Origin of the sequence: Streptomyces hygroscopicus subsp. hygroscopicus (genome assembly GCF_001553455.1) — a bacterium.
Taxonomy (GTDB): domain Bacteria; phylum Actinomycetota; class Actinomycetes; order Streptomycetales; family Streptomycetaceae; genus Streptomyces; species Streptomyces hygroscopicus.
Genome location: NZ_BBOX01000363.1, coordinates 1 through 7,301 on the forward strand (window position 1 = coordinate 1; position 7,301 = coordinate 7,301).

At 72.1% G+C, this 7,301-nt stretch carries 6 protein-coding genes and 2 pseudogenes; 7 read left to right on the forward strand and 1 reads right to left on the reverse strand.

The features are described from left to right. The 6 genes and pseudogenes from AXW62_RS31335 to AXW62_RS31360 all read left to right on the forward strand — a co-directional run. Nucleotides 1-565 (forward strand): annotated as a pseudogene (locus tag AXW62_RS31335) (ATP-binding protein); the annotation flags it as partial. A 144-nt stretch (nucleotides 566-709) separates the two neighbouring features. Further along, nucleotides 710-1,309: a single-stranded DNA-binding protein gene (locus tag AXW62_RS46790; protein ID WP_289306030.1), complete on the forward strand. Its 600-nt coding sequence runs from the start codon at nucleotides 710-712 to the stop codon at nucleotides 1,307-1,309. Between the two features lie 216 nt (nucleotides 1,310-1,525). Beyond that, complete coding sequence (locus AXW62_RS31345; RefSeq protein ID WP_060947471.1) at nucleotides 1,526-2,932, forward strand: LAETG motif-containing sortase-dependent surface protein; 1,407 nt, start codon at nucleotides 1,526-1,528, stop codon at nucleotides 2,930-2,932. Nucleotides 2,933-3,233: 301 nt separating this feature from the next. Continuing rightward, nucleotides 3,234-4,898, forward strand: a complete 1,665-nt coding sequence (ettA, locus tag AXW62_RS31350; protein ID WP_030837762.1) for an energy-dependent translational throttle protein EttA — start codon at nucleotides 3,234-3,236, stop codon at nucleotides 4,896-4,898. A gap of 4 nt (nucleotides 4,899-4,902) precedes the next feature. Next, entirely contained in the window at nucleotides 4,903-5,397 is a 495-nt protein-coding gene (locus AXW62_RS31355; protein WP_060947472.1) for an acyl-CoA thioesterase, read from the forward strand. After that, the gene (locus AXW62_RS31360; protein ID WP_060947473.1) at nucleotides 5,394-6,239 is read left to right on the forward strand and encodes a DUF8185 domain-containing protein; all 846 of its coding nucleotides are present in this window, start codon (nucleotides 5,394-5,396) and stop codon (nucleotides 6,237-6,239) included. Before AXW62_RS31355 ends, AXW62_RS31360 begins: the two co-directional genes overlap by 4 nt. A gap of 88 nt (nucleotides 6,240-6,327) precedes the next feature. On the opposite strand, the gene AXW62_RS31365 is transcribed toward AXW62_RS31360, so the two are convergent. After that, entirely contained in the window at nucleotides 6,328-6,732 is a 405-nt protein-coding gene (locus AXW62_RS31365; RefSeq protein WP_060947475.1) for a globin, read from the reverse strand. A gap of 81 nt (nucleotides 6,733-6,813) precedes the next feature. Here AXW62_RS31365 and AXW62_RS46260 point away from each other — a divergent pair. After that, a pseudogene (locus AXW62_RS46260) lies at nucleotides 6,814-7,301 on the forward strand (hypothetical protein); the annotation flags it as partial.

The following is a 7,301-nucleotide window of genomic DNA, read 5'->3' on the forward strand; positions in this document are numbered from 1 at the left end:
GGAGATCCCGGGGGCGCGGGCGGTCGCGGCGGAGGCGGTCACGGCGCGGCCCGCGGTGGAGGAGGCCGTGCGGACGCTCGCGGACGAGGCGGCGACGGGACTGCCCGGCCCGTGGGCCCAGGCCGTGCGGGAGGCGGCGGGGTGGGGCGGCACGGGGCTGGCGGAGGGGATCGACGAGGCGGTGGCGGCCGTGGTGGCGGACCGGCGGCCGGTCCGGCCGGTGTGGTGGTCGATGGTGTCGGTGGTCCAGATGAGCGTGCTGGTGGTGCAGGTGGTGGGGGTGCTGTGGCTGCTGGGGGCCGTGGCAGGGGTGTTCGGCGGGCCGCGGTGGTGGATGGCCGCGCTGCTGGTGGCGGGTGGTGCGGCGGTCGGGCCGGCGCTGGCGTGGGGCTCCCGGGTGGCGGCGCGGGGACCCGCGCGCCGCCACGGGCAGTCGGTGGAGGACCGGCTGCGGGAGGCGGCCGCGGGGTGCGGGCGGCGGCGGGTGCTGGCGCCGGTGGAGGCGGAGCTGGCGCGGTACGGCGAGGTGCGGGCGCAGTACGTCGTCGCGGCGGGCGGGGCGTGAGGGGCGATCACCCGGACGGGTGACCGAGTTGTCCACATCCGCGTGGTCGTGCACAGGGCCCGGCGGGGTCTCGCGATCGCGGGCAGCATGGTTCACGGACAGCACGGCGGAGCCGCGAAGAGGACGCGGCGAGGCCGTCAGGCGATGGGGGAGGCACAGCCGGTGAACGAGAGCTGGGTGACCGTGGTGGGCAATGCCGCGACGCGGCCTGACTTCTGGGAGACGGCCGCGGGGGTCGCGGTGGCCCGGTTCCGGCTGGCGGCGACGGTGCGCCGCTGGGACCGCGGGCGGGACGCGTGGGCGGACGCGTACACGAGTTTCTACACGGTCTGGGCATGGCGGTCGCTCGCCGCGAATGTCGCCGGGTCGGTGTCGCTCGGCGAACCCCTCGTCGTCCACGGGACGTTGCGGGTGCGGGAGCGCGCATGGGACCGGGAGGGGGAGCACCCGCTTCGGGGAGACGGGGGAGACCGGGGAGAGCGGGGAGAGGCAGCGCTCCGGGGAGCAGCGGGATTCCCGGGAGCGGGGGGCGGCCCGGGTCCGGCCGCGGGCGCGGCGCCGGATGGGCCGGGCGCGCCGGGCGAGGGCTCCGGCGGCGGGACGCAGCAGTCCAGGCGCTGGGTCACCGCGGAGATCGACGCCGTGGCGGTCGGGCATGATCTGACGCGGGGTACATCCGCTTTTCGGCGGGTTTCACAGGCCAAACCTCTGTTAAACGCGCCGACCGGGGCAACTTCCCCGTGAGTGACCGTGGACACAGAGATTTGTCGATAAACCCAGGTCATTTGGGCTCTCGGGATTTGATAACGATTCCGATTCGGATCGGTTGGGTCCAGGCATTCCCGGGGAACGCGCGGTTCCTTTCTCCCTAGGATCCCTGGGTGCCCAACGGGGGTTCCTGAGTTTTGAGTTCGCTGGCGAGGCGCACCAACTGACTGGCGCTCGCCCGGAGGGGAAACGATGATTTCTGTAAGGAGGCGGGGTACTGCCCGCCTTGCGGCCGTCGTTCTGGCGTCCGGCCTGGTCGCGGCGGGTGCGATAGCCACCGCCGGTACCGCCGCCGCCGATGACGTGCCCCCGGGTCAGGGCGGTGCCACGGCCACGCTGAGCGGTCTCAAGACCTTCGACAAGGCCGTCATTCACGACAACGGCAAGGACCAGCAGGTCGGCGCCGGCCTCTTCGAGATGTCGGTCGACAACGGCGGTTCCATCCAGACGTACTGCATTGATCTGCACAACCCGACGCAGAGCAAGGCGAAGTACGAGGAGAAGTCCTGGGCCGAGACGTCGCTGGCGAACAATCCCGACGCGGGCAAGATCAACTGGATTCTGCAGAACTCCTACCCGCAGGTGAACGACCTCGACGCGCTGGCGAAGACGGCGGACGCCGGTGCCCTCACAGAAAAGACCGCCGCCGCCGGTACGCAGGTCGCCATCTGGCGCTTCTCCGACAACGCCAAGGTCGACGCGGTCGACCCGCAGGCCGAGAAGCTCGCCGACTACCTCGAGAAGAGCGCCCAGAACGTCGGGGAGCCCAAGGCGTCGCTGAGCCTCGACCCGCCGGCCGTCTCCGGCAAGGCCGGTCAGCGGCTCGGCCCGGTCACGGTCCACACCAACGCCGACAGCGTCACCCTCACCCCGGGCACCGAGGCCGCGGGCAGCGGCGTCAAGCTGGTCGACGGAAGCGGCAAGACCATCACCAGCGCCGCCGACGGCGGCGAGGTGTACTTCGACGTCCCGGACGGCGCGGCCGACGGCTCCGCCACGCTGACCGCCCAGGCTTCCACCAAGGTTCCGGTGGGCCGCGCGTTCTCCAGCGCCACCAAGAGCCAGACCCAGATCCTCGCCGGGTCCAGCGAGAGCACCGTCTCCGCCACGGCCAGTGCGAATTGGGCGAAGCAGGGCGCGGTCCCGGCGGTCTCCGCCGAGAAGAACTGCGCCAAGGGCGGCGTGGACATCACCGCCACCAACAAGGGCGACGAGGCTTTCGGCTTCGAGCTGCTGGGCCAGAAGTACACCGTCGAGGCGGGTCAGTCCAAGACCGTCACCGCCCCGGTGAAGGAGGACGAGAGCTACAAGTTCACCATCACGGGGCCGAACGGCTTCGAGAAGACCTTCTCCGGCGTCCTCGACTGCAAGACCTCCAGCAGCAGCGGCGGCGGCAGCGGCGACACCCCCTCCTCGCAGCCGAGCCCCGCGTCGGCCGGTGGCAGCGGCACCGGCGGTGACACCACCGGTGGCGACCTCGCCGAAACCGGGAGCAGCAGCAACACCCCGGTGATCGCGGGCATCGCCGTGGCGCTGGTCGTGGTCGGCGGCGGCGCGGTCTTCCTCGTCCGCAGGAAGAAGGCGCCCGCGGGCGAGTGAACGCCAGGGCGGCGACGCCAGGGCAGCAGTGATCGCTAAGCGGAGCGGCCGTCACCGAGGGTGATGACCGTCGGCAACGCACAGTGAGGGAGGGCCGGAGCCTCGCGGAGGTTCCGGCCCTTCGCGTCGCGCGGGGACCGGACGCCGGACCCGCGCCGCACGCCGGACCCCATGGGTTTCCGCCTCGGGCCGGCCGTACGGCAAGATGGGTATATCTGCCCTCACGCGGCGCAGCCGCCACGGATACGGACACCGCGGCGGAGCCGCACCCCGATACCTACCAGATGCCGGACGGTTTCTCTTGGCTGAGTTCATCTACACCATGCGCAAGGCGCGCAAGGCGCACGGCGACAAGGTGATCCTCGACGACGTCACGCTGAGCTTTCTGCCCGGCGCGAAGATCGGTGTCGTGGGGCCAAACGGCGCCGGTAAGTCGACGGTGCTGAAGATCATGGCCGGCCTGGAGCAGCCGTCCAATGGTGACGCCTTCCTCTCGCCCGGCTACAGCGTCGGCATCCTGCTCCAGGAGCCCCCGCTGGACGAGTCCAAGACCGTGCTGGAGAACGTCCAGGACGGCGTGGCGGAGACCAAGGGCAAGCTCGACCGCTTCAACGAGATCGCCGAGCAGATGGCGACCGACTACAGCGACGCGCTGCTGGAGGAGATGGGCAAGCTCCAGGAGGAGCTGGACCACGCGAACGCCTGGGACCTGGACGCCCAGCTCGAGCAGGCCATGGACGCCCTCGGCTGCCCGCCCGGCGACTGGCCGGTCACCAACCTCTCCGGTGGTGAGAAGCGCCGGGTCGCGCTCTGCAAGCTGCTGCTGGAGGCCCCCGACCTGCTGCTGCTGGACGAGCCCACCAACCACCTGGACGCCGAGTCCGTCAACTGGCTGGAGCAGCACCTCGCCAAGTACGAGGGCACCGTCGTGGCCATCACCCACGACCGGTACTTCCTGGACAACGTCGCCGAGTGGATCCTGGAGCTCGACCGCGGCCGGGCCATCGGCTACGAGGGCAACTACTCCACCTACCTGGAGAAGAAGCAGGCCCGGCTGAAGGTCGAGGGCCAGAAGGACGCCAAGCGGGCCAAGCGCCTCAAGGAAGAGCTGGAGTGGGTCCGCTCCAACGCCAAGGGCCGCCAGGCCAAGTCCCGGGCCCGGCTGACCCGTTACGAGGAGATGGCCGCCGAGGCCGAGAAGACCCGGAAGCTGGACTTCGAGGAGATCCAGATCCCGCCGGGCCCGCGGCTGGGCAATGTCGTGGTCGAGGTGGAGAACCTCTCCAAGGCGTTCGGCGAGAAGGTCCTGATCGACGACCTGTCCTTCACCCTCCCGCGCAACGGCATCGTCGGCGTCATCGGCCCCAACGGCGCCGGTAAGACCACGCTCTTCAAGATGATCCAGGGCCTGGAGACCGCCGACGCGGGCACCATCAAGGTCGGCGAGACCGTCAAGATCTCCTACGTCGACCAGAGCCGCGCCAACATCGACCCCAAGAAGACGCTGTGGGCGGTCGTCTCCGACGAGCTCGACTACATCAACGTCGGCCAGGTCGAGATGCCCTCCCGCGCCTATGTCTCCGCCTTCGGCTTCAAGGGCCCGGACCAGCAGAAGCCGGCCGGGGTGCTCTCGGGCGGTGAGCGCAACCGGCTCAACCTGGCGCTCACCCTCAAGCAGGGCGGCAATCTGCTGCTCCTCGACGAGCCCACCAACGACCTCGACGTCGAGACGCTCTCCTCGCTGGAGAACGCGCTGCTCGACTTCCCCGGCTGCGCCGTGGTCGTCTCCCACGACCGCTGGTTCCTCGACCGCGTCGCCACGCACATCCTGGCGTACGAGGGCGACTCCAAGTGGTTCTGGTTCGAGGGCAACTTCGAGTCGTACGAGAAGAACAAGGTCGAGCGGCTCGGCCCGGACGCGGCCCGTCCGCACCGCGCCACCTACAAGAAGCTCACCCGGGGCTGAGCGGATGGCACGCCATGTCTATCCCTGTCCTCTGCGCTGGTCCGATATGGACGCCTTCGGCCATGTCAACAACGTGACCTTCCTCCGCTACCTGGAGGAGGCCCGGGTCGACTTCATGTGGCGGCTGGCGCCGGGGAACGGCAGCGACGCGTTCACCGGCGGCGTGGTGGTGGCCCGGCATGAGATCGACTATCTGAAGCCCCTCGTCCACCGGCACCGCCCGGTGACGGTCGAGACCTGGGTGACGGAGATCGGGGCCGCGTATCTCACCGTGCGCTACGAGATCAAGGACGAGGACGCCCTGTATGTGCGTGCCGCCACCCGCATCGTGCCGTACGACCTCGACCGGGGCCGTCCGCGCCGGATCACTCCGGAAGAGGAGAAGTTCCTGACCGAGTACCTGGAGCCGGACCCGGTGAAGGGCGCCGGTACGGCGTCCGGGAAGGCCGCCGGCGGCACCGGTGACGCCGGGCGGCGGGAAGGGGCCGTCACGGTATGACGGCCGGCCACCAGGAGCTCCACTTCGCCGACGCCGGGGAGGCGGCCGATCTCGCCGCCTTCCTGGCCAGGCTGATCCACTACGACCGGGCGGCGGCGGTGCGGCTCCAGGCGGGCGGCGGTGTGCTCGCCGTCTTCGGCCGGCCGCCGTCCTTCGAGGTCCTCGCGATCCGTACGGCACGGCTCGAGGCGATCGTCCCCACCGATGCCGCGTCGGCGACGGCGGCGGGCGGTCCCGGCGGCCCCGGGGGCTCCAGGGGCCCCGGGGGGCTGGACACGACGGTCTCGGCCGGTGAGTTCGCGGACGCGCTGGACAGGGCGCGGGCCGAGCGGACCGCCGAAGCGGCCGGGGGCCGGGGCCTGGTGGTCATCGTGCCGCAGGCCGTCACCGGTCCCCCGTGGGCCGGAGTGCTGCCGCCGCGCGGCGGCTGGCGCCGGGTGGACGGGCTGCCGGGCGCGGACGAGGTGCGCGGGGCGGTCACCGCTGCCGTCGCCGAGTTCCGGGCCCGCGACGCGGCACTCCCCGAGGAGCGCCGTACGCGCGCCGAGCGCGACCGCATCGGCCAGGAGATCTGGTCCCGGACGCTCGGTGACACCGGACTCCCGCTGCGCGCCGTGCACGCCGCCCAGTCGCTGGGCTTCCTGCGCCCGGTCCGGGCGACGGCGGCGTCGGCGGCCACCGCCCCCGCCGGAGCCAGGGGCGGTGTGACCACCGCGCCCGGCCCCACGGCCGATCCGCTGGTGCTGCTCGCCGCGGGCGGCTGGTTGCGGCTGCGCACTCCGTACGGCTCCGTCGCGGTGCGCACATCGGGCTTCCCCGGTCTGTCCGTCACCCCCGCCTGAGCCCGCACCCCCGCCTGAGCCCGCCGGGCCGCGTGTCCGGCAGCGCGCCGGGGCCGCCCGCGCCCGGGCGGCGGATCGGCCCGCCGGGTCAGCCCTCGGTGTTGATCATGGAGGCGGCGGCATAGGTGAGGTAGTGCCACAGCTGGCGCTCGTGCTCCGGAGCCAGCTCCAGCTCGTCGACCGCGTCGCGCATATGGCGCAGCCAGGCGTCGTGGGCGGCGCGGTTCACGGTGAAGGGGACGTGGCGCATGCGCAGCCGTGGGTGGCCGCGGTTGTCGCTGTAGGTGCGGGGACCGCCCCAGTACTGCATCAGGAAGAGCGTGAGCCGCTCCTCGGCCGGTCCCAGGTCGTCCTCGGGGTACATCGGCCGGAGCAGCGGGTCCTCCGCGACCCCCTGATAGAAGCGGTGCACCAGACGCCGGAAGGTCTGCTCGCCGCCGACCTGCTCGTAGAAGGTCTGCTCCTGAAGTGTGCCGCGCGGAATCTCGTTCACGCCCTCCATGGTCTCAGACGTCCCCGTCTGGAAAAGGGGGCGTGGGTCGCGGCCGGGAGGCGGGCGCAGGACAGTGGAGTCATGGGCAGCACGGGCGGTGGCACCCGCAGCGCTCCGGACGCTGCGGAACGTGTGGCGCGGCGGCAGGGTACGGGCCGGAGGGCCGGTCCGGCCGACCCGTACGCCCAGGAGGCCGCGGCGGTACGGACCGGGCTGGTCCGGGAGATCGTGGCGGGCGGCGGACTCACGGACCCCGCCTGGCGGGCGGCCTTCGAAGAGGTGCCGCGCCACTTGTTCGTGCCCTATTACTTCGAGACGGAGGAGGCGGGGGAGGCGGGGGATGTGGGGGAGACCGGCGGGGCGGGGGAGGCGAGCGCGGCAGGCGAGGCGGGCACCGACGGCCGGGCGGGCACCGACGGTCGGGCGGTTGGCGACGACGGCGAGGCGGGCAGCGACGGCCGGGCGGACGAGCCCGGCGGGGCATCGGCGACGGGAGAGGGCGGCGGGGCGCGCGGGACGGTCGGCTGCACCCGGCTGTGGCGTGACGACCCCCACCCGCTGCGGCGGGC